22 protein-coding genes, 1 tRNA gene and 1 CRISPR repeat array are annotated in these 20838 nt (G+C 43.6%); of the genes, 9 read left to right on the forward strand and 14 right to left on the reverse strand.

Going from position 1 to position 20838, the window contains the following annotated elements:
* The first annotated feature begins 6 nt into the window (after nucleotides 1-6).
* Together cas2 and JOC37_RS04695 are read left to right on the forward strand one after the other, a co-directional pair.
* Nucleotides 7-270 (forward strand): CRISPR-associated endonuclease Cas2, encoded by a 264-nt coding sequence (cas2, locus tag JOC37_RS04690; RefSeq protein ID WP_204616646.1) that lies wholly within the window; start codon nucleotides 7-9, stop codon nucleotides 268-270.
* Nucleotides 271-439: 169 nt separating this feature from the next.
* Nucleotides 440-2064: direct repeats of the CRISPR family, unit length 30 nt; unit sequence GTTTGTAGCCTACCTATGAGGAATTGAAAC.
* A gap of 284 nt (nucleotides 2065-2348) precedes the next feature.
* Nucleotides 2349-2924, forward strand: a complete 576-nt coding sequence (locus JOC37_RS04695; RefSeq protein ID WP_204616648.1) for a class I SAM-dependent methyltransferase — start codon at nucleotides 2349-2351, stop codon at nucleotides 2922-2924.
* Nucleotides 2925-3009: 85 nt separating this feature from the next.
* Here JOC37_RS04695 and JOC37_RS04700 read toward each other — a convergent pair whose 3' ends face one another.
* Genes JOC37_RS04700 through JOC37_RS04710 form a run of 3 tightly spaced genes read right to left on the reverse strand, consistent with a single transcriptional unit; the run spans nucleotide 3010 to nucleotide 6178 of the window.
* Nucleotides 3010-4200: an ABC transporter permease gene (locus JOC37_RS04700; protein ID WP_204616650.1), complete on the reverse strand. Its 1191-nt coding sequence runs from the start codon at nucleotides 4198-4200 to the stop codon at nucleotides 3010-3012.
* Nucleotides 4197-4910, reverse strand: a complete 714-nt coding sequence (locus JOC37_RS04705) for an ABC transporter ATP-binding protein (RefSeq protein WP_204616652.1) — start codon at nucleotides 4908-4910, stop codon at nucleotides 4197-4199. The genes JOC37_RS04700 and JOC37_RS04705 overlap by 4 nt, the downstream gene beginning before the upstream one ends.
* Nucleotides 4907-6178 carry an efflux RND transporter periplasmic adaptor subunit gene (locus JOC37_RS04710; RefSeq protein WP_204616654.1) on the reverse strand — a complete coding sequence of 424 codons (1272 nt, stop codon included), beginning with the start codon at nucleotides 6176-6178 and terminating at the stop codon, nucleotides 4907-4909. The genes JOC37_RS04705 and JOC37_RS04710 overlap by 4 nt, the downstream gene beginning before the upstream one ends.
* Nucleotides 6179-6470: 292 nt before the next feature.
* Here JOC37_RS04710 and JOC37_RS04715 point away from each other — a divergent pair, with 292 nt between their 5' ends.
* Nucleotides 6471-6896 (forward strand): ATP synthase subunit B family protein, encoded by a 426-nt coding sequence (locus tag JOC37_RS04715; RefSeq protein WP_204616656.1) that lies wholly within the window; start codon nucleotides 6471-6473, stop codon nucleotides 6894-6896.
* A gap of 70 nt (nucleotides 6897-6966) precedes the next feature.
* On the opposite strand, the gene spoIIR is transcribed toward JOC37_RS04715, so the two are convergent.
* From spoIIR to JOC37_RS04730, 3 genes are all read right to left on the reverse strand, one after another.
* Nucleotides 6967-7533: a stage II sporulation protein R gene (gene spoIIR, locus JOC37_RS04720; protein ID WP_204616662.1), complete on the reverse strand. Its 567-nt coding sequence runs from the start codon at nucleotides 7531-7533 to the stop codon at nucleotides 6967-6969.
* Nucleotides 7534-7599: 66 nt separating this feature from the next.
* A complete protein-coding gene (locus tag JOC37_RS04725; RefSeq protein WP_204616664.1) occupies nucleotides 7600-7908 on the reverse strand; it encodes a hypothetical protein in 309 nt (102 codons plus the stop codon).
* Nucleotides 7909-8039: 131 nt separating this feature from the next.
* On the reverse strand, nucleotides 8040-8348 hold the full coding sequence (locus JOC37_RS04730; RefSeq protein WP_204616665.1) for a hypothetical protein: 309 nt from the start codon (nucleotides 8346-8348) through the stop codon (nucleotides 8040-8042).
* 185 nt (nucleotides 8349-8533) lie between these two features.
* Here JOC37_RS04730 and JOC37_RS04735 point away from each other — a divergent pair, with 185 nt between their 5' ends.
* Together JOC37_RS04735 and JOC37_RS04740 are read left to right on the forward strand one after the other, a co-directional pair.
* Complete coding sequence (locus JOC37_RS04735) at nucleotides 8534-8779, forward strand: hypothetical protein (protein WP_204616667.1); 246 nt, start codon at nucleotides 8534-8536, stop codon at nucleotides 8777-8779.
* 224 nt (nucleotides 8780-9003) lie between these two features.
* A tRNA-OTHER gene (locus JOC37_RS04740) sits at nucleotides 9004-9100 on the forward strand.
* Nucleotides 9101-9255: 155 nt separating this feature from the next.
* Here JOC37_RS04740 and JOC37_RS04745 read toward each other — a convergent pair.
* From JOC37_RS04745 to JOC37_RS04755, 3 genes are read right to left on the reverse strand one after another with little or no spacing between them, the layout of a single operon-like run.
* Complete coding sequence (locus JOC37_RS04745) at nucleotides 9256-9432, reverse strand: hypothetical protein (protein WP_204616669.1); 177 nt, start codon at nucleotides 9430-9432, stop codon at nucleotides 9256-9258.
* 25 nt (nucleotides 9433-9457) lie between these two features.
* Nucleotides 9458-10132, reverse strand: coding sequence for a formate dehydrogenase subunit gamma (locus tag JOC37_RS04750; protein WP_204616671.1), 675 nt, complete (start codon nucleotides 10130-10132; stop codon nucleotides 9458-9460).
* Between the two features lie 4 nt (nucleotides 10133-10136).
* Nucleotides 10137-11144: a 4Fe-4S dicluster domain-containing protein gene (locus JOC37_RS04755; protein ID WP_204616672.1), complete on the reverse strand. Its 1008-nt coding sequence runs from the start codon at nucleotides 11142-11144 to the stop codon at nucleotides 10137-10139.
* A gap of 168 nt (nucleotides 11145-11312) precedes the next feature.
* Here JOC37_RS04755 and JOC37_RS04760 point away from each other — a divergent pair, with 168 nt between their 5' ends.
* A complete protein-coding gene (locus JOC37_RS04760) occupies nucleotides 11313-11597 on the forward strand; it encodes a metal-sensitive transcriptional regulator (RefSeq protein ID WP_204616675.1) in 285 nt (94 codons plus the stop codon).
* A gap of 124 nt (nucleotides 11598-11721) precedes the next feature.
* Here JOC37_RS04760 and JOC37_RS04765 read toward each other — a convergent pair whose 3' ends face one another.
* The gene (locus tag JOC37_RS04765; RefSeq protein WP_204616677.1) at nucleotides 11722-12393 is read right to left on the reverse strand and encodes a TerC family protein; all 672 of its coding nucleotides are present in this window, start codon (nucleotides 12391-12393) and stop codon (nucleotides 11722-11724) included.
* A 94-nt stretch (nucleotides 12394-12487) separates the two neighbouring features.
* Nucleotides 12488-13060, reverse strand: a complete 573-nt coding sequence (locus JOC37_RS04770; protein WP_204616679.1) for a DUF2062 domain-containing protein — start codon at nucleotides 13058-13060, stop codon at nucleotides 12488-12490.
* Nucleotides 13061-13198: 138 nt separating this feature from the next.
* Between JOC37_RS04770 and JOC37_RS04775 the strand changes: the two genes are divergently transcribed.
* Nucleotides 13199-13861 carry a class I SAM-dependent methyltransferase gene (locus JOC37_RS04775; RefSeq protein WP_204616681.1) on the forward strand — a complete coding sequence of 221 codons (663 nt, stop codon included), beginning with the start codon at nucleotides 13199-13201 and terminating at the stop codon, nucleotides 13859-13861.
* Nucleotides 13862-13864: 3 nt separating this feature from the next.
* On the opposite strand, the gene JOC37_RS04780 is transcribed toward JOC37_RS04775, so the two are convergent.
* From JOC37_RS04780 to JOC37_RS04790, 3 genes are read right to left on the reverse strand one after another with little or no spacing between them, the layout of a single operon-like run.
* The gene (locus tag JOC37_RS04780; RefSeq protein WP_204616683.1) at nucleotides 13865-14707 is read right to left on the reverse strand and encodes an aminotransferase class IV; all 843 of its coding nucleotides are present in this window, start codon (nucleotides 14705-14707) and stop codon (nucleotides 13865-13867) included.
* A gap of 4 nt (nucleotides 14708-14711) precedes the next feature.
* Nucleotides 14712-16127 carry an aminodeoxychorismate synthase component I gene (gene pabB / locus JOC37_RS04785; protein ID WP_204616685.1) on the reverse strand — a complete coding sequence of 472 codons (1416 nt, stop codon included), beginning with the start codon at nucleotides 16125-16127 and terminating at the stop codon, nucleotides 14712-14714.
* Complete coding sequence (locus JOC37_RS04790) at nucleotides 16102-16704, reverse strand: glutamine amidotransferase-related protein (RefSeq protein ID WP_204616686.1); 603 nt, start codon at nucleotides 16702-16704, stop codon at nucleotides 16102-16104. Before JOC37_RS04790 ends, pabB begins: the two co-directional genes overlap by 26 nt.
* A 114-nt stretch (nucleotides 16705-16818) precedes the next feature.
* Here JOC37_RS04790 and JOC37_RS04795 point away from each other — a divergent pair, with 114 nt between their 5' ends.
* Nucleotides 16819-18192 carry a sodium-dependent transporter gene (locus tag JOC37_RS04795; RefSeq protein ID WP_204616688.1) on the forward strand — a complete coding sequence of 458 codons (1374 nt, stop codon included), beginning with the start codon at nucleotides 16819-16821 and terminating at the stop codon, nucleotides 18190-18192.
* 160 nt (nucleotides 18193-18352) lie between these two features.
* A complete protein-coding gene (locus JOC37_RS04800) occupies nucleotides 18353-20809 on the forward strand; it encodes an HD domain-containing phosphohydrolase (protein ID WP_204616690.1) in 2457 nt (818 codons plus the stop codon).
* Nucleotides 20810-20838 lie beyond the last annotated feature (29 nt).

Consider the following 20838-nt stretch of genomic DNA (forward strand, 5'->3'; position numbering starts at 1 on the left):
TCTATAATGTTTATAATTTTAGTTTATGACGTAGGTGTGAAAAGGGTAAATAAGGTGCTTAAAAAATGCAGAACTTACCTGCATTGGGTGCAAAATTCAGTGCTGGAAGGAAATATTTCTGAGGCAAATTTCGTCAAGTTAAAAGCTGAATTAAGTAAGATAATTAACACCAAGGAAGATTCGGTAGTTATTTATACTTTTAGAAGTCCTAAATACAACTCGCGTGAAGTTCTTGGAGTTCAAAAAGGTGGAGAAGAAAATATACTATAAAATGTCGTCGACCCCCGGTAGTGTAATTTTCCCGGGGGATCGACGACATTTTTCAGCAGCTCTAATGTATTGATTTTACTGGTTTTTTTAAAAAATTTAAGATGAAATGCTTGTTTTTGGAATTAATGTCGTGTAAACTAAAATACAGGTATCAAGCGCTTTTTAATGGGTTTGTAGCCTACCTATGAGGAATTGAAACTCAATTTCTCTTTTAACTGAACAGTATTTGTCATCGTTTGTAGCCTACCTATGAGGAATTGAAACACAGTAATGGATAAAAAAAGATTAGGTGATTGCCGGTTTGTAGCCTACCTATGAGGAATTGAAACCCACACAGCAGCGGTATAATTTAAGCAGTGGTATGCTTCGTTTGTAGCCTACCTATGAGGAATTGAAACTGCAGCTTTTGAATTCCATTGATACTACTCAATATGTTTGTAGCCTACCTATGAGGAATTGAAACTTATTTTGCCCTGCCTCATCAGCGTGGGGTGGGCAGTTTGTAGCCTACCTATGAGGAATTGAAACTCATAAGGCGTTTAATATCGCCGCTTTCTACACGCTCGTTTGTAGCCTACCTATGAGGAATTGAAACACTAAACGGTGATCTATGTGGATATTGCAAAAAGACTCAGTTTGTAGCCTACCTATGAGGAATTGAAACGCTGGACGCCTTTTGTTGTCATTTCCACACTACCATGTTTGTAGCCTACCTATGAGGAATTGAAACATTATATTGTATTGTTGTATATTCAGTTTGTCAATGTTTGTAGCCTACCTATGAGGAATTGAAACTTTTAATTTAGTATTTAAAAAATCAGGAGCATATTTTGTTTGTAGCCTACCTATGAGGAATTGAAACTAAAAAAATGACGATAATATAATGGTAACAAGGAGGTTTGTAGCCTACCTATGAGGAATTGAAACCTTTGATATGACTTAAATTCTTTTTTAGTCATATAGTTTGTAGCCTACCTATGAGGAATTGAAACATACTCCAATTGCCATGCAACGGGCTGGATAAATCGTTTGTAGCCTACCTATGAGGAATTGAAACCCTTCTCCTTTAGGTTCATCACCACATTGCTTGCACTTAGTTTGTAGCCTACCTATGAGGAATTGAAACAGCACCGATTGCAGCGCACTCCGTCTTTCTTTCAGGTTTGTAGCCTACCTATGAGGAATTGAAACTACTCATTTTCAGCACGTTTTTGTTGTTCCCGGTACTCAGTTTGTAGCCTACCTATGAGGAATTGAAACACCAGCCCAAACTGCGGGTAATTGAGGGGCGGAAAGTTTGTAGCCTACCTATGAGGAATTGAAACTGGGATATGTTGCAGTTGAAGGTGCAGTTGATGCCGTTTGTAGCCTACCTATGAGGAATTGAAACGCAGTACGTAGCAATCTCAGTGACTTCCTGTATTCTTTGTTTGTAGCCTACCTATGAGGAATTGAAACGCTGGTTCCCGCCTGAAATAGACCATGTTGTGGAAAGTTTGTAGCCTACCTATGAGGAATTGAAACCCGCTTAAAACATCACCAGGCTCAGCGTTTCCGGTCGTTTGTAGCCTACCTATGAGGAATTGAAACCTTAATCTGCTATCTGCTTCAATGAACCAAAAGTCGGTTTGTAGCCTACCTATGAGGAATTGAAACTTACAAAAAAGGTAAAGCGAAGCCGTGAGGACATTGCAGAGCGTTTGTAGCCTACCTATGAGGAATTGAAACTATTTCTTTCAGCCACAGTCACCCTCATTACCTCAGGTTTGTAGCCTACCCATGAGGAATTGAAACAAACCCAGTTCAGTCATTGTTAATGACTACCTCCGTATCCATGTGTTAATATTGGCTCTTACTACAAAAACAGTATTAAAATGCCGGAAAGAATCTGCTCCGCTTTTGCTGGATTATAACCCGGCAAGTCTTAATCTGCCGCTGGTGAAAATTAAACGTGACCTTTCCTGTTACACCCTGGATGAAAGCGGGGCGAAAATTCAGTGAGCAGTAAGTTAACCGGCTGTCTGGAAATCCAGGCGGCAGCGTTATGATTTAATGTAAACAAGGGAAAAGGGATTGGGATGCTGTTTAATAGAGCAGAAATGCTGAATCGTAGAGCTCGTCATCCAAAATTTAAAGCGGATGAGATTATCGGGGCTCTTAATCTTCAAAAAGGGGCAGTGATTGCGGATATCGGATCCGGCGGCGGCTACTTCACCATGCGCTTTGCTGAAGCGGTAGGACCGGAAGGCAAAGTATACGCTGTAGATGTCAATGCAAAGCTCTTAGCTTATATTGAAAATTATGCTAAAGAAAATCGAATGACAAATGTAGAAACCGTACTGGTTGGAGAAAGCGGTTTGAACCTGCCGGAACAGAGCTGCAGCCTGATTTTCTTGAGAAATGTTTTTCATCATTTAAATTCACCGGAACGTTATTTTAAGGCTCTGAAACGTTTCTTGAAGCCGGGAGGTAGGGTCATCATCATCGATTATAAAAAGGGCACGGCACTAAATTTAATTGCCTTGATGAGACACCATGTTGAAGAGGCGTTTATTCAGGAAACCATGAAGAATGCCGGATACGATTTGGTGGACAGGTATTGTTTTTTGCCGCAGCAGAGCTTTAATGTTTTTCAAGCAGTTGAAGAACGTTAAAAGTAAGAGTGCCGGTACGGGCGCCTGGCAGTGGAATCAGAGAGAAGAAAAACTTCTCTCTGATTATGTTTAAAAGCCAGCTCGTTTATTCTCTTCTTAAAGCCACTATGGGATCCAGTTTTGATGCCTTGTTGGCAGGGTAAATACCAAAGAAAACTCCTATTACCGCGGAGAACAAAAAGGCTCCCAGGGCCGTCCACCACGATACCAGGGGCGGCAGTTTTAAGAAATGCGATACTATCATGGCCCCACCATAGCCAAGCAGTATGCCGGTAATACCGCCTATGGAACACAGCACCACCGCCTCTATTAAAAACTGCATTAATATATCCTTTCTTTTGGCCCCTAAGGCCATGCGAATACCTATTTCCCTGGTGCGTTCCGTCACAGACACCAGCATAATGTTCATCACCCCAATGCCGCCTACTAAAAGTGAAATACCGGCAATACAGCTTATTATCAATCTCATGATACCGGTAACTTTATTGACCGCTTCCATCTCCTGTTCCATGCTGTAACTGGCATAGTGGCCTGGGGCGTTGTGCCGCCGTTCCAGTATCAGTTTAGTGCGCTCCATGGCTTTATAAACTACATCCTTACCGGCTGCACTTCCGATCAGTACATGAACATACTGCCATTGATTGCCTCCTTCCAGGAAGGATATGGGAATATACGCCCTCCTGTCCGGCTGCATCCCGGGCAGCTGGGATTCCCTTTTTTTAATTACTCCAATAACCAGGGCGGGATCCCGGCCTTCAATCATCACCCGCTGACCCACCGGATTTTCAGAACCAAATATTTCATTGGCCAGTTCTTCATCCAGTACAATTACCCGCCGGCCCACCGCATCATCTTCGGCGTTAAAAAATCTTCCCCGTAATATTTCCACATTTCTTATCTGCTCGTAGTCTGCAGTGGTGGCAATTATGCGGGCATTCTTTTTACCCACCGCACTGCGTATTTCTCCCCGGGTAAATTTCATTGGAGCCAGGTATTTTACCTCCGGTGACAGTTTTTTTATTATAGTGATATCTTCCTTGGTAAAATCCCGGGGATTGGTATACTCTCCCTCTTTATAATCCGGGTAAATCTGAAAAATATTGGAACCAAAGGCCTCCAGTTCACTTATTATCATTGCTTGACCACCTTGACCGATGGCAATGACCGCTATCACCGCCGCGATACCAATAACAATACCCAGGGTGGTTAAAAATGAACGCAGCTTATTATTGCGAACACCTTCTAAAGCCACCAGTATAAATTCCTTTAGATTCACCCAACCACCTCTTTCCCGGCAACACTAATGGGATTTTCTACCGTTTCATCACTTATCAACAAGCCGTCTTTAAAACGCAAAATGCGCTGGGCGTGCCGGGCAATTTCCGGTTCGTGGGTCACCAGAACTATGGTGGCTCCTTCCCGGTGCAGCTGCTGAAAAATAGCCATAATTTCTTCTCCCGTGCGGGTATCAAGGGCACCTGTGGGCTCATCAGCCATAATTACGGCAGGATTGTTGACTATGGCCCTGGCAATGGCCACCCTTTGATTCTGACCGCCGGACAGCTCATTGGGCCGGTGATTAAGACGCTCTCCAAGGCCCACCCTTTCTAAAGCGGCAACTGCTTTCCTGCGGCGCTCATCCGGCTTAAGCCCGGCATAAAGCATGGGCAGTTCTACGTTTTTAACCGCAGTTAGGCCGGGAATTAAGTTAAAGGCTTGGAATACAAAACCCAGTTTTTTATTCCGCAGCACCGCCAGCCGGTCTTTACTAAGACCGGATACTTCTTCGTTATCCAGCCGATATGAACCGGCAGTAGGGGTATCTAACAGCCCCAGTACATTCATCAGGGTTGATTTGCCCGAACCGGACGGTCCCATTATGGCCACAAACTCACCCTGCTTAATAGATAAAGTAATGCCCTTTAACGCTTCCACAGCAGCGGCACCGGTATTATAAACCTTCCTTAAGTTGTTTACCTCAATCATAACTGCTCACCTATCATCACTTTTTGGCCGTCAGTCAAGTCCGGGGGTGGATTTAAAATTACCTCATCGTTTTCTTTTAAACCCGACAGCACAATGTCATATAATTCATTGCCCTTTTGGGTCTTTACCTTCCGCTCTTTAGCCACACCGTTTTCAACCACATAGGCTACCTGCTCACCATTTTTAGTTACCAGCGCTTCAAAGGGCACCGTTAACAGGTCTTTTGCTTCCATGGTAATAATGTTCATGTCCACGGTATAGCCGGGCTTTAAGCCCTCAACGCTGCCCTGTAATCTAACGGTTACCGGTACACTTATACTGCCGTTATTATCACCGGATACAGCTACGGCGGCAACCCGGGTCACTTCCCCTTTAAACTTCTTACCCGGCAGAGCACTGCAGGTTATTTCCACCGGTTGACCCACTGCCAAATTTCCCGCGTCCATTTCGTTTACCCTGGCAGTTACTTCCAGTTTTTTATCACTGCCAACCACCAGTATACGCTTGCCTTCCAATACACGGTTGCCTTTCTCGGCACCCACGAAAAGAACCACCCCGTCCTCCTCGGCCACAAAGGTGGCTAAATCTAACCTTTCTTCAGCCTGGGCTACTTCCTGCCTGGCAAAATCCACCTGGGCCATTAAAGAGGCCTTTCTTTTTTCCGCAGCATTTTGCTCCGCTTTTATTTTAGTTTCCCGGTAGGCGGCCTCAGCCCGGGCATATGTCATCCTGGCCGTTTCTAATTCTTCTTCGGTAACCGCTCCCTGCTGATAAAGGTACTGTATTCTTTCCAGGTTATTTTTTTCTTTCTCATATTCCGCCTCGGCAGCAGCCAAATTTAACCGGTCATCTTCTGCCATGGCATCGGCCAGTTCGGCCTCTTTAAAAGCTAATTTAGCCTTGGCCTCCTCGTACTGGCGGCCCAACTCCATGGTGTCTAACCGCCCCAGCACCTCTCCTTTTTTCACCTTATCCCCCACTTCCACATTTAGCTCCATCAAGGTGCTGTCCACCGGGGTGAAAAACTCCTGTTTGCTTGCTGATTCCAGGCGGCCATTGGTAATAACGGTTTGTTTTATCGATCGCTTGGTTACTTTGCCCGTGGTTACCATTACACCGGTGCCGCCGTCGTTTGAAGACATGATGGCACCGACAGCTAATACCGCTATTAAAACTGCCGAAGTCCATTTCAACCATCTAGGCAGCCTTTTAACTCGCTGCCTTAAACGTGAAAATTTCCCATCCTCTTGCTGACATTTTACTTCCATCTGCCACCCTCCACAATATTTTTACTATACATTAATTAGACACTGCCAATAAGGAAAATGTTACATTATTTTTTCCCCATATTTACACCCGGCTGAAAAACAGCCGGGTGCAAGGCAATTTATTTCGTTTATCTACTACATATCTTTTGTTTATTCCTGCTTGACATACCTTATCTGCCAGTTATTTAACATTTTATGGCACCGGTTCCACCGCTATGGCAGCAGCCCCATAATATACAGCTTTACCTGTATACCCCCTGTTATTACAATCAAAGGAGGAGGAGGTGAAAGTTTGAAGGACAAGCTGAAATTTAAAATTATCGCATTTACTCTCATTTTTGTTCTTGCTTTTGGTGCGGTGGCCTTTGCCCAGGGCGACATTTACCAAACTTTGAAGAACCGGTTATTATCCATAGCCAACCAGTATATTAATAAGGAATCCGCACTAACAGGAACCGGCCAGGCAGTAGAAAATGATCTGCAGCAGTACATGAACAGCCTGGAAGCAGAAATTAAAACCCAACTGGATGCCTACGAGCAGGAACAAATAGAACAGGCAAAGCAGGAACTGCAAAACATCGCTGCCAATTCCAAATCCCAATTAAATGCCGAGAAAGATGAAATAATTAAGGAACTGAAAAAACAAATTCGCAAAAAAATTCAAGAAGATTTAAAACAGGAAAAGGAAAAGTTGAAGGATAATATAAGAAATAACTAATCATTTAAAAAAGGTTGTTGATACTTGCTGTCAACAACCTCTTATTTTTAAGCCCTGCTATTAAATAGTTTTAATTAAATATTTCCAAGGAGCGCAGGCGGAACTGGACGTCGTCTTTCTCAAACACTTTCACTCCCTTGGGCTGCTGACCGTCTGGCAGCTTGTCTACACCGTTAACAAAACACAGCGGGGGAAACAGTACACACCACCAGTTGTGCCCCCTGCCTTCACCGATCACCACCCGCAGCGCCCGGTATCTGCCTGCCGGCAGTGTAATATCCCCGTATGTTTTGGTGGGGAATAAATAATCGCCCAGCATTACTTCCACTTTATAGTCTTTACCCGCTTTGGTCACCTGCTCTTGAGCTATTTTTTTTATATCATCAAAGCTCTCCCTGGTAACAATAAGGGCCTCTTCTTTATTATCAATGTCTGCAAACCTTTCTTTCATTTCTGTTACCACGGCATCCCTAACACGCAGCTTTAAAATTTGATCTTCAATGGTATTACTGTTTGCTATAATATGAAATCTAATCAGCTCTTTAGCATACTCCTGCTGTACATAATAATTATATGATACAACCGCCAAAGACAATGTTAATATAATACCTGTTACAATCCATTTTATATACCGCATAAATAAAAAACACCCCATTTGCTAATACTAACTAATCAGTAATAGTATGGGGTGTTATGAGTTATTTTATACTTTAAAGAAACCAATTTTAACCAAAAATGACATAATATTACCAACCACGACCAACACCAGGAAGCAGTATAACAAGGGAATATATTTTGATAACTTTACCGCTCTTTCCTCCGTTAATTTGGTTTTAATCAAATGATTGCCCACCAGGAAAATAAATAAAGGTAACCCAACAACAAGAACCAGCGTGCTTTCTCCCGCTTTCCAAAAACCTATTTGTCCCAACATACTGCCCAAGCATTCAATGGCCAGCATTAAAGTAAAGTGCTTTCTTACCCTTTGAAAGACCTCCTGCCTCTGCTCCAAGTCTCCCCCCCCTTCTTATAAAAAAACCTACCTATCATTATACGACACCCGGCAAAAAATAAAATTACAAGCAGTTCAATTAATCAGCATCTACATTTTACACATCCTAAACTGGGGTGTTATGAGTTATTTTATACTTTAAAGAAACCAATTTTAACCAAAAATGACATAATATTGCCAACCACGGCCAACACCAGGAAGCAGTATAACAAGGGAATATATTTTGATAACTTTACCGCTCTTTCCTCCGTTAATTTGATTTTAATCAAATAATTGCCCACCAGGAAAATAAATAAAGGTAACCCAACAACAAGAACCAGCGTGCTTTCTCCCGTTTTCCAAAGACCTATTTGTCCCAACATGCTGCCCAAGCATTTAATGGCCAGCATTAAAGTAAAGTGCTTTCTTACCCTTTGAAAGACCTCCTGCCTCTGCTCCAAGTCTCCCCCCCCTTTTTATAAAAAAACTACCTATTATTATACGACACCCGGCAAAAAAATAAAATTACAAGCAGTTCAATTAATCAGCATTTACATTTTACACATCCTAAATTGTTGCATTTTAAAATTTTTGGGTTTATAATGGCAAAAGTATATAAAAATAACATGGTGAGGTGTTTTATTAAATGACTGAAAACAATAATCAATCCTTCGAGCTGGAAATCACTGATAAAGCAGCTGAATTAATAGAAGAATATGCTCAAAAAACCAAAAAATCACAGGAAGAAGTTATCGAGTACGTATTAACGGAATTCTTACAAAACCAGCTTCACGTAATTGAAAGACGGGCTAAGGAAACCAACGAGCCGATAAACAAGCTGATAAGCACACAGTTTGAAAAAATCATTGATTCTTTAAACAATCAAGTATAAACTGCAGTGCTGCATAAGGGTTAAATTAAAATGTTCTCAAAAAAGGGCTAAACATATGCCCTTTTTTATTTTTCTAAAACAGTTAACTTTAAAATTTGTTATTAGAAAACACATGCCGTATTTCCATAACCACTTTTTATAACTATAAGTTATAATTAATATTCCATTGTGTTTACAACAAGCACCGAAACGATTATAATTATTTTTGAACTTCATAATGACAAGGGAAGGTTGGAACCGGTGTTCCCCACGGGCTGCAAACCCGCTGGCCGGCTTGTAGAGCAAGCCGGGGTCGAGTTCGACTCTCACACCTTCCCTCCAGGTTTATCAAAGGGGCATTGGGAGCTGCCTTTTGGGGAGCAGGACAATCGGCTGCCCAACCTTTAAAAAAGCCGGCAGGGTTATTTAAAACCCTGCCGGCTTTAATTTAAAAATATACAGCTAAACAGAAGCAGCCTGCTTCCCGTTCTTTACCCTCAGGTAAACTTAATCCCCTTATAATTTACACCGCAGCCGCAGGCCGACGGTGCTTTCTTTTCTTTAACATTTTTGTTATCGCAATAAGGGCATTGAACATCCTTGGGTTTCATCAAAAGATATTTAACGCTAAACTCCTTATTACAATTGCTGCACACATATTTAACTTTCGGCATACTGCATCCCCCTTTGATGTTATTTTCATTTGTGCTGCAGGTTAGTCTTTTTATCCTCCTGTATTTTCCGGTACCAGACGCCGTGACGGCGCCGGGCATAATCTTCATCCACCCAGCCGGTAAACATGCCGGGCAGCAGCGGGCGGTTAGCTTTGAAAACAAAGGCCGCCAGGTGACCCACAATGCCTAAAATGAGTAAAATGGTAGCAGCATTGTGCACCGTGCTAACCCAAATTAAAGTATCCATTTCCAAGCTGATGGATGGCAGGTTTTTTAACACCTTAATAATACCGGAAATGATAATCACAATGAGCATAACCCCTATATAGGCATAAGCCAGCCGCTGCTCTGCCAGGTACTTGTCGCTTTCCGGTTCCTCTCCCTTGGTAAGCATGGCTTTAATAATTAAATAAGATTCCTTAAAATCACCCTTCCGGGGCCAAATGTCAAATTCCTTTCTTATAATATGATAAACAATGTGATAGGCCACAGCAAAAATGAGCACCCCAGCGGCAGTATAGTGTATCAGCAGGTTTATAGAAAAATCAGACGTCCAGGCCAAACCGGGAAGCTGATCGATCATATAACGCTTATAAACCGGCATCTGACCGAAACCGCTAAAAATTAAAGCAATGGTAGAGATAGCCACAGCCCAGTGTACAAAACGCACCGATAAACCATGTCTTTTAATCTTGCCCATGCTGCTACTCACCATCCTTCATTTTTTTATAAGCGGTGTACCCCGCCACCGCCGCCCCGGCCAGCGGTGCCGCCAACATGCCGGCTATTAATCCATTAACCGTGTCCAGGTAATTGCCCACATTTACCGGCATCAGCGGGTAGCCCGGCGCCTCCGGGTTGGGCTGATTAGACTTCTGCCGAACCAGCTGCTGGTGTATCTTTTCAAAGGGCACTTGAGATACATAAAAGGTGGAAGTTCCGCCGTTTTCTTTATCGCCGTAAACAAAACCATTTATTTCCTTGGCACGTTCTTCAGCCCTTTGCTTAATTTCATCCTTTGCCGCAAATTGTATCGCCCCCCGGGGACAGCTTTCCACACAGGCCGGCTGTTGGCCTTTTGTAACCCGGTGATAACACAAATCGCACTTATACATTACCCCACCGCCCAGGTACTGGGGGGCAATTTTCATGTACAGCCCCACCCCGGCCTGGCGGGCGGGAATACCCCAGGGACAAACACTGCGGCACTTGGCCCCACCAAAACAGAGCTCATGATTAATCAGCACCGGGCCTTCAGGTGTTTTGGCCTGGGCTCCAAAGGGACAGATGTTAGAACAGGGCGGGTTGTCGCAGTGCATGCACCTCCTGGGAATATTCACTTCCACCACCCGTCCATCGTGCTCCACCGATACTTTTTGTACGGTAATCCAATTATAAGGTGTTAACCGGTTAATTATCTCCTTTTTATCAGACCAGTCTTCTTTTTTCTTCTGGGGCCAGTAATTATTAATCTGCTCCGACGGCACCGGATGGGGAAACTTGGATTTATTTTCTTCCCTGCAGGCACTGACACAGGCCGGTACATCCAAGTGAGCACAGCCGTCACATCTGGTAAGGTCTATTAACGTTCCATACTGAACGGTACCGGAGTAAGCACGGGCAGGTTTTTCCAAACCGGACAATATTACCCCCGCCGCCAAGCCGGAAGCTGCCGATCGTTTTAAAAAATCCCTTCTGGTTATCTTAGACATCACTCACCCCTCCCAGTATACCTATACCCCTAGGGGTATGTTCTTTAAATCCCATGTTACCACAGGGAAAAATAACCGTCAATCCCTTTTATCAAAGCATTATTTGACAACAACAAAAGGATATTTTAAACTTTAAATACCGTACGGGGTATACTGGGGGGGACAAACATGGGTTATACACCGGATAACTATGAACAAATGAAAACAGATCTGCAGTCCAGGTTAAAGAGAATTGAGGGGCAGGTGCGCGGGGTACAGAAAATGATCGCGGAAAACCGGCCCTGCGGCGAGATAGTGATTCAGCTGGGAGCAATTAAAGCAGCAGTTAACCGAGTTGGTTTTACAGTACTGGCCTGTCACCTGGCCGGCGGTATAAAAGAAGGGTTGGAAAAAGGTGAAGATGTAGCTCAGTATATGGACGAATTTATGCAGGTATTAAAAAAATTTTCTTAAATAAATCCAGTAGGGTAAGGCCGCAGTAATTTGCTGCGGCCTTACCCTACTCACAGAACCGTACGTACGGGCCTGGTATACGGCGCCATCGCGTCATGGAAATTTTGCCAAAATCTCTCTTTTTTTACCGCCGCCCGCAGCTTCTCTTCTTTGCCTTTCTGCCCATAACCAGTACGCCGGTGACAATAATGGCTATTAATCCCCATTTCAACAACGGGTAAGTTTTAAATATCTCCCTGTACACCGGTTCACCGGTAATCATTTTCCCGGCGGTTAAGGCCAGTATCCCGGCACCAAAATAGATGATAACGGGATACTTATTCATCAACCTGGAAATAACGGTACTGCCCCAAATTACAATGGGAATACTTATCAGCAGCCCTAAAATCACCAGCAAAAATGACCCGTGGGCAGCACCTGCCACCGCCAGTACATTGTCCAACCCCATGGCGGCGTCAGCAATAATAATGGTTTTAATGGCACCCGCCAGGGACTTGGCCGCCTCTACATCGTGATGTTCATCTTCAGCCAGCAATTGATAGGCAATCCAAATTAATACTAAACCTCCCGCCAGCAGCAGGTAAGGAATTTTCAGCAGTTCCACCACCAGCAGCGTGGCAATAACCCTAATTACCACCGCACCAAGGGTCCCGTATATGATTGCCTTATTCTGGTGCTGCAAAGGCAAATTACGCACGGCCATTCCGATGACAATGGCATTATCCCCGGCCAGTACCAGGTCTATACCGATTATCAGTAATAATGATACCCAAAAATCAGCTGAAAACAGTTCCAAAAATAACACCCCTGCATTAGTATTTACATACGGCCCACCATTATAGCAGGCTGTACCCCAAAATATTGACATCTAAAACCGGTTTTACCGCTAGTCACTTTCTAAACCTGTTAATATCCCCTTTAATTTTATATTTTTTAATCTGCCTGCGAACATTATCCTTTGAGCGAACAGTTTTTTTCTCTCTTAATTTTACTTTTTTTCTTTTTATCAACCGATTGGTATTCTTGAAAGCAGCTAAAAATACAAAATACGCCAGTACCACAACCAGCGTGGAATTTATGGCACTGCCAACAAGATATGATGTCCCTAACTGGGCAAAAAAGTCCATCACTTGATCGAAAAATGACAAATCATAATTAAGAGTGTAGTGCTGGGGTGACGTTCCCTCCGGCTTTATTAAAATTTCTCCCGTTTTATAATTTAACAGGTATAAAAAGGGCGAAACATATGCCAGCAGTACCCCCGGCATGGTTGCCGCCAGCACATTTAATCTTAAAAATTTGGCCAGCACCATACTCAAGGGAATATTGATGCCCGGTAAGGGTAAAAAAGCCAGTCCAAATCCCAGGGACACACTTTTAGCCAGTTTATGGGGATCATCTCTGATGTTTAAAATTTTATTTATTATCGCCTTCATTTTTTTTAAAGCTGTTATTTTGATCACCACTTTACTGTCATGTAATTAAGTCCACATTATTAAAGTATAGCAGAATAATAAATTAAAAAAAATTATTCTTTGCAAAAAATGTTGTAACTTATAAGATATTGTGTTAATAATGGTAAGGTAAGAGGGGGAAAAATAATGACGCGCTGGTGCTGGTTATGCCACGGCCGGTCTAATAGAATTACCGCGGTTGATAAACCGGTATATTATCACTGCCCGGTGTGCGACTTAATTTTTATAGACGACAATTATATTTTAAACGATAAAGAAGAAAAAGAAAGATATTTGCTGCACGAAAATACCCATGAAAATAAAGGATATGTGCAGTTTCTCAGCCGTTTCATTGAAACAGCCGTCAAACCATACCGGGAAAATTTAAAAACCGGGTTGGATTTCGGCTGCGGACCCGGCCCGGTTTTAAGCGATCTCCTTTCCGCAATGGGTATTAAAATGGATTACTATGACCCTTATTTTTACAATCATATTGATTTTACGGGTAAAAAATATCATTTAATCACAGCCACGGAAGTGCTGGAACACGTGAGACACCCGGATAAGGTAATGCAGTTTTTTAAAGAGCATTTGACCCACCGGGGCATTTTATCAATAATGACGCTGTTCCACAGCAGTTATAACTTTAAAAAATGGTGGTACAGGCTGGATCCAACCCATATCTGTTTTTACAGTCCCACTACTTTTAACTGGATTGCGGAGCACTTCTCCTTTGACATCAAATATATCAACAGCAAAAACATCTGCGTTATGCAAAATATTAGGCAGCACCCCCAGGATGCTGTTTAAACTTTAACCGCTGTGCAGGTATTGATTATAGGCATCCATTAAAACACCGGTTATATCACCCACTCCTCCGCTGCCCACCGGCCTTTTGTCCACAGATGCAACCGGCATGACGGACATTAAGGAATTACATATAAAGCACTCATCGGCATTAAGTAACTCCTCAACCGTTATTTTTTTCTCTTTAACTTTAATTCCCTGCCTGCCGGCTGTATAAATTATTTTTTCCCTGGTTATTCCCGGCAGTATGCCCGAATCAGTATCCGGCGTATACAGCTGCTTATCCTTAACTAAAAAAATATTGCTTTTTGTCCCTTCGGCCAAGTAACCATCATGGTTTAAAAACAGCCCCTCTGCCCAGCCCTTTTGGGCTGCTTCCCGCTGTCCCAGTATGTTTTCAAGATAGTTCATGGTTTTGTGCTTAACCACCGGGCTGTGATGGTTTTTCCTGCCGCTCAAAATGCCAATATTTACACCCTTTTCATACAGCTCTTTATGGTAAGGAACTCCCTCCCGGGCGGAGATAATCAGCCCGGTGGTTAACTTACCCGTACCGCTGGTTTCATTAAGGGCTGTTAATTGAATGCGCGCCCGGCCTTCTCTTAGGTTATTAGCTTTTAAAAGGTTTGACAACCATTCACCAATTATTCCCGCCGGCGGAACAGATAGGTTAAAAAATTCCGCTGACCTGTGCATTCTCTGTATGTGCTCATCAAAAAACACGGGCATACCACCGGCAATCAGTATGGTTTCAAACAAACCATAACCATAAGAAACTCCCCATGACAGGGGTGATATTTTTACTTCACTGTCGTTTATTATCTGTCCATTAACAGATACTTTGGCCATTTTTTTAACTCCTCTTAAAGCCCAAGGCCTTCATCAAGGCTCTGGCTTTATCCAGCGTTTCCTCATATTCCGCTTCCGGGTGGGAATCAGCAGTTATTCCGCCTCCCACTTGAAAGTAAAACTTGCCGTTCTTTTTAATAATTGTTCTGATAACTATATTTAGATCCGCCCGGCCGTCAAACCCAATATACCCCAGGGAACCCGTGTATACTCCCCTGCGCACAGGCTCTAACCTTTCTATAATTTCCATCGCTTTTATTTTAGGCGCCCCAGTGATAGACCCGCCGGGAAAAGCGGCTTTAATCAAGTCAAAAATATCCTTATCCTTTCTCAGCCGGCCCTTAATTGTTGATACCAGGTGATATACCGTAGAGTAGGGTTCAATCCTGAAGCAGTCCTCTGTCCTTATTGAGCCAACTGCACATACCCTGCCCAGGTCGTTCCTTTCTAAATCTACAATCATTGTCAATTCCGCTTTATCTTTAAGGCTGTTTTTAAGGGCGGTGTAGTTTTTTAAATCCTCAACTTTATTTTTCCCCCTGGGTCTTGTTCCTTTAATCGGGCAGGTTTGAACTTCCCCGTTCCGGTCCAGCTTTAAAAATCTTTCCATAGAAGAACAGATAACCTGCATTTGATCAAAGTTCAAGTAGGCGGAAAAAGGGGCCGGACTGATATCGCTGAGCCTTTTAAATATTTCATAACCGTCAGCCCCAGATGTAAGCTCAAAGCGCTGGGACAGGTTAACCTGAAATATATCGCCGCAGAGAATATGTTCCACCGCCCTGGCCACCGCCTGCCGGTATTCTCCTTTAGTAAAATTAGATTTCAAACCGCCAACTTCATATTCCCTACAGCTTTGATCTGAAATATACCCCGGTTTCAAAATACTGCTAAACCAGCTCGCCCTTTCTTCAGCCCTGGCCGCCTGGTTTTGTTCGTACGGCAGACCGGTTGAAATCAAAACGGCCCGGTTACCGGTGTTATCAACAGCTGCAACAACATCGTATAAACCAAAGGCAAAATCAGGGGTTTGCAGGTCATCTTCCGCTAAAGAAGGTATTTTTTCCAATTGTCTGCCGAAATCGTAGCTGAAATAACCCACCGCCCCGCCTGTAAAAGGTATCTCCCGGCATAAAAAATCTTGTTTATAACGCCGCATAACGTCTTTCAGCACCTGCAGCGGGTGCTCATTTACCACTTCAATCTCTTCATTAATATGGCAGTACCTGATTTTAGTAATGCCGTTTTTTGATGTTATCACAATAAACGGATCTGCCCCCAGGTATGTATATTTCCCCAGTCCTTTTACGTAAAGGCTTGTATCCAATATAAAGCTGTAGGGCATCTCCTTAATCGCTGAAAACATTTCCCGCGGGCGGCCGCTGTTATTAAGTTCAATTACCAACGGTATTTTGCTCATTCCACAAACCACCCTTAATTTTTAAAAAATTTCCCACCAGTCTTTTCCCTTCCGGGGTTAAAATTGATTCCGGGTGAAACTGAACTCCTTCCACAGTAAAAACCCGGTGACGAACACCCATAATTTCATCTTCCTTTGTCCAGGCCGAAACTATAAGTTCCTCCGGCAGCGTTTCCCGCTGAATACATAAAGAATGATACCTGCCGGCGGTAAAAGGATTAGGCAGCCCTGTATATATGGTTTTGCCATCATGAAGGATATTAGATTCCTTCCCGTGCATCACATTACCGGATCTCACCACCCTGCCTCCAAAGGCCTGTCCAATGGATTGGTGGCCAAGGCATACTCCCAGCACCGGAATTTTCCCGGCAAATCTTTTAATTACCTCTATCGATATGCCGGCCTCACCGGGCCTGCCGGGCCCCGGGGATATAATTATGTGACTGGGGTTAAGCAGTTCTATTTCCGCGCATGTTATACAATCATTCCGGAAAATCTTCACCGTTTTAATAAATTCCGCCGCATATTGATAAATGTTGTATACAAACGAATCATAATTATCAATAATAATTAACACCGTTTTCACCTACTTACATATCTCACTTGACCATTAATCCCTTCCCCTTTATACTTAAAAGGTCAGGCTTTTGTCAATAATTTTACTAATATTAAAAAACATTTCCAAGAAAGAGTGATATCATTGCAAAAGCAGGAAGTAAAAAGAGAGGGATTTGGAACCAGCCTGGGAGTTATCGCCGCCACCCTGGGATCGGCGGTGGGGTTGGGCAACATATGGAAATTTCCCTACATGACCGGTGAAAACGGCGGGGCAGCATTTATTTTTGTTTATTTAATAAGTACGTTTCTTGTGGGTTTACCGGTAATGATTTCGGAATTTATCATCGGCCGCCGGGCCAACCGGGCAGCGGTGGGATCATTCAAAAAGCTGGCACCGGGCAGGCCCTGGTATTTCACCGGTATTGCCGGCATGGTTTCAGCCATTTTAATTATGGCTTTTTACACCACCGTGGCCGGTTGGGTATTTGCCTATGCTTTTAAGGCCATCACCGGCAGTTTAAATGTTACCGACGCGGAAAGCGCCAAACAGGCCTTTAACAGCCTGGCCGGCAGCGTATGGACACCCCTCATTTGGCAGTGGCTGGTGTTGGCACTGGCCAGCACCATCATTATCGGCGGGGTGCGCGGCGGTATCGAAAGAATAACCAAAACGCTGCTGCCCATTTTGTTCGTGCTGTTGCTGGTTTGTGATATTAGAGCCTTAACACTGTCCGGTGCCAGCGAAGGCCTGAAATTCCTTTTCCAACCGGATTTCAGTAAAATAACCGGGGTTACTGTTTTAATGGCGCTGGGCTTATCCTTCTTTAAACTTTCGGTGGGGGTTGGCACCATGACCACCTACGGCAGCTACATCGGTAAAAATGAAAGCCTGCCCGGCACCGCTGTCAAGGTGATGTTTTCTGACATCATTGTTTCCATCTTAGCCGGCATAGCCATATTCCCGGCGGTATTTTCCTTTGGCCTTGAACCGGAATCCGGTCCCCCGCTGTTATTTTTCACCATCCCCATGGTTTTTAACGCCATGCCTTTGGGACAGGTTTTTTTAGCGTTATTCTTTATTTTAACTTCCATCGCCACCATCGGGGCCATGCTTTCACTGCTGGAGGTGCCGGTATCATACCTGCACGAAGAAAAAAATTGGAACAGGAAAACCGCCACCGCAGCCAGCGCCCTGGTTATTGCTGCTTTAGGCAGTACAGCAACTTTATCCTCCAGCGTGCTGGCGGATTTTAAGCTCTTTGATAAAAGCATGTTTGACCTGATGGATTTTATGTCCTCTAACATATTGATGCCCGCAGCGGGTATTTTCATCGCCCTTTTTGCCGGTTATAAACTGGGGCCCCGGGTTGTTTACGATGAAGCCACCAACAGGGGCAGGCTGGCTAACCGGTTCTTTGTCAGCATCTACTTGTTCATAGTACGTTTTATAGCTCCCCTGGCCATCATAATTGTATTGTTAAGCGGTTTGGGAATTATAAAACTTTAAAATCCCCCCGCCACAGGTGTGGCGGGGGTTTAGTATTCATAAAGAAAGTGCAAATAATATACAAAAAAGGAAAATTGAGAATATTTGTAGAAAATAACAAGAGGCTTTACCGCCGTCACCTGATAAAACATGTATTGGTTGAACTTCTGGAGGGACAAGCATGTGCCATTCTGTATTTTCTTTAATAAAGAGTAAAATAAATCTACCGGAGATAGAAGAAAACATTCAAAAAATGGCTGAAATGCTGCTGACAACCCTGGACATGCGGGATAAAACCACAGGCCAGCACTGCCGTGCTGTGGCTCTTTACTCCGTAGCCATCGGCTCCGTTTTAGAACTAAAAAATGACGACATAAAAACCCTTTATATCGCCGGCCTGTTTCATGATGTGGGTAAATTCGGTGTTGCTGAAGAAATACTTTTTAAACCGGGCAAACTCACTGCTGAAGAAATGGAATCAGTTAAAATCCACTCCTTAAGAAGCGCCGACATAGTCAGAAACATTACCTCCGATGAAGAATTGGCCTACATCATCGAGTGCCATCACGAACGTTTTGACGGCAGCGGCTATCCCCATGGCTTAAAAGGTGAAGACATTCCCCTGTTTTCCCGCATAATCACCGTTGCCGACGCCTTTGACGCCATGACTGCCAAGCGCTGCTATAAAAAATCACTCACCCTGGATAACGCCGTTTTAGAACTAAAAAACTTGAGTTTTTCCCAGTTTGATCCTTCAATTGTTAACGCTTTTATTAACTGGTTAGATAATCAGAAACTGCTGGGCGCAGAAAAGATGGCGGAAAAAGTCATCACCACCAACGCTGCCGCGGGGGAACAAGACATATCCCGGGTTAAACAGGGGTTGGCCTGGGTTAAATCCGGCACCGTTTACGTAAAAGACCCCGAAGAAGGTTACCCCAAAGCCACCATTTACCCCCGTGCCGAAATACAAATATTTGTAAACGGAAAAGAAATCAATGCCCCGTTTAAAGTAAGCGCCGCAGACGGTATAGAAATACGGGCCGTTGAAAAAAATGAACCGGGCCAGGTAAAAATCCGCACTTCCAAAGATAAACTTACTGCATACTTGGATATCAAAGCAGCCAGCATAACCACATATCAGCTGCTGGATACAGAGCCAACCAACAACCTAAAAATCAAGGTGCAGCCAAAAGAGACCCTAATGTCACCCGCTTCCTTCAACGATATTGTAAAGCTGTTGGAACAAAACAACATTAAATACGGCATTGATTACAACATCATCAGGAAGGTGGTTGATTTTCCCCACAACGGCTCGGTAAAGGTAGCCAGAGGACAGGCCCCCACCCCACCCCAAGACGGCCGAATAAAGCTGTTCTTTGAAGAAACCGGTTTTAACAGCCACGCTGCAGACGATAAAAACAACATCGACTTTAAGGAAATTAACAAAATACCCACCGTAGATGTTGGAGAACCGCTGGCTTTAAACCAGCTTCCGAAATACGGGAACCCGGGCAAAGCCGTTGACGGCGAGCTCATCATGCCCAGAGAGCCGGTGGAATATAACCTTTTGGCAGGTAAAGGAACCCAAATTGTTGAAGACGGCACCAAAGCCATCGCGGTAATAGAAGGCATGCCGAAAGTATTAAAGTCAGGCAAAACCTGGACTGTTACCGTTGATTCCATGCTGCTGCACCCGGGCGACGTAAATATGAGTACCGGCAATATACGCTTTCAAGGAAGTGTACAGATTGTCGGCAGCGTGGACAGCGACATGAGTGTAAGTGCCAGCGGTGATATACTGGTTAACAATTTGGTCACCGGCAGCAGTATAACCGCCGGTTCCAACATTGTCATTAAGGGTAATGTAGTTAACAGCAATCTGGTGGCCGGAGGATTTGAAGTTATAGCTAAAGATCTGCAGCCGCTTTTACTTCAACTGCACCGCTACCTGGATCAGATATACAGCACGGCAAAAGATATTTACAAACACATTCCCCGTACCAAATCAGTACGGTTGGGAAATATACTATCTTTACTTAAAGAGAAAAATTTAAAGAAAAACTTTGCCTATGTAAACACCGTTTATAAAGCAATGAAAAAATACGATTTAAAACTGCTGGGCACCCTTGAAAACACATTGTCCGGCAGTATCAACAAACTGCTGGGCGCTAATTTGAACCAGTTTAACAAACTGGAAGAATTTAAATCTGTGATGGACAACCTTAAATCGGTTACGGAATATATTTCGGCAGTGGAAAAAGTACCAAGCTCAATCAACCTTACATGCTCACTTAACTGCTGTATAAAGTGTTCCGGCAGTGTTTACGTAAAAGGCCCCGGATGTTTTAACACCGAAATCACCTGCGGCGGCGGGGTAGAAATAGACGGCGTTTTTAGAGGAGGGTATATTGATGCCAAAAACGATGTACAGATAGGTGAAGCCGGTTCAAAAATGGGAACCAAAACCGTTATCAGCGTTCCGGCAGGTAAAAGAATAAGAATAGGTACCGCCTACCCGGGTACCACAATTAAAATTGGCAAACAGGCCATAATTATAAACGAAACAAACAGCTTAACCAACGTAGAATATTACTTAAATAAAGAAGGTACATTAAAAATGAAATCCACTTCTTAAATAAAAAAGGTGGTTTTTCTGCCGAACCA

This window comes from Desulforadius tongensis, from assembly GCF_016907915.1.
GTDB lineage: Bacteria > Bacillota > Desulfotomaculia > Desulfotomaculales > Desulfohalotomaculaceae > Desulforadius > Desulforadius tongensis.

What these genes read in the sequence shown, in the direction of transcription:
- pabB (WP_204616685.1), bottom strand. Translation starts at nt 16,127, where the DNA reads ATGAGCAAAATACCGTTGGTAATTGAACTTAATAACAGCGGCCGCCCG.
- cas2 (WP_204616646.1), top strand. Translation starts at nt 7, where the DNA reads ATGTTTATAATTTTAGTTTATGACGTAGGTGTGAAAAGGGTAAATAAG.
- JOC37_RS04780 (WP_204616683.1), bottom strand. Translation starts at nt 14,707, where the DNA reads ATGGCCAAAGTATCTGTTAATGGACAGATAATAAACGACAGTGAAGTA.
- JOC37_RS04705 (WP_204616652.1), bottom strand. Translation starts at nt 4,910, where the DNA reads ATGATTGAGGTAAACAACTTAAGGAAGGTTTATAATACCGGTGCCGCT.
- JOC37_RS04750 (WP_204616671.1), bottom strand. Translation starts at nt 10,132, where the DNA reads ATGGGCAAGATTAAAAGACATGGTTTATCGGTGCGTTTTGTACACTGG.
- JOC37_RS04710 (WP_204616654.1), bottom strand. Translation starts at nt 6,178, where the DNA reads ATGGAAGTAAAATGTCAGCAAGAGGATGGGAAATTTTCACGTTTAAGG.
- JOC37_RS04755 (WP_204616672.1), bottom strand. Translation starts at nt 11,144, where the DNA reads ATGTCTAAGATAACCAGAAGGGATTTTTTAAAACGATCGGCAGCTTCC.
- JOC37_RS04735 (WP_204616667.1), top strand. Translation starts at nt 8,534, where the DNA reads ATGACTGAAAACAATAATCAATCCTTCGAGCTGGAAATCACTGATAAA.
- JOC37_RS04800 (WP_204616690.1), top strand. Translation starts at nt 18,353, where the DNA reads ATGTGCCATTCTGTATTTTCTTTAATAAAGAGTAAAATAAATCTACCG.
- JOC37_RS04760 (WP_204616675.1), top strand. Translation starts at nt 11,313, where the DNA reads ATGGGTTATACACCGGATAACTATGAACAAATGAAAACAGATCTGCAG.
- JOC37_RS04775 (WP_204616681.1), top strand. Translation starts at nt 13,199, where the DNA reads ATGACGCGCTGGTGCTGGTTATGCCACGGCCGGTCTAATAGAATTACC.
- spoIIR (WP_204616662.1), bottom strand. Translation starts at nt 7,533, where the DNA reads ATGCGGTATATAAAATGGATTGTAACAGGTATTATATTAACATTGTCT.
- JOC37_RS04695 (WP_204616648.1), top strand. Translation starts at nt 2,349, where the DNA reads ATGCTGTTTAATAGAGCAGAAATGCTGAATCGTAGAGCTCGTCATCCA.
- JOC37_RS04745 (WP_204616669.1), bottom strand. Translation starts at nt 9,432, where the DNA reads ATGCCGAAAGTTAAATATGTGTGCAGCAATTGTAATAAGGAGTTTAGC.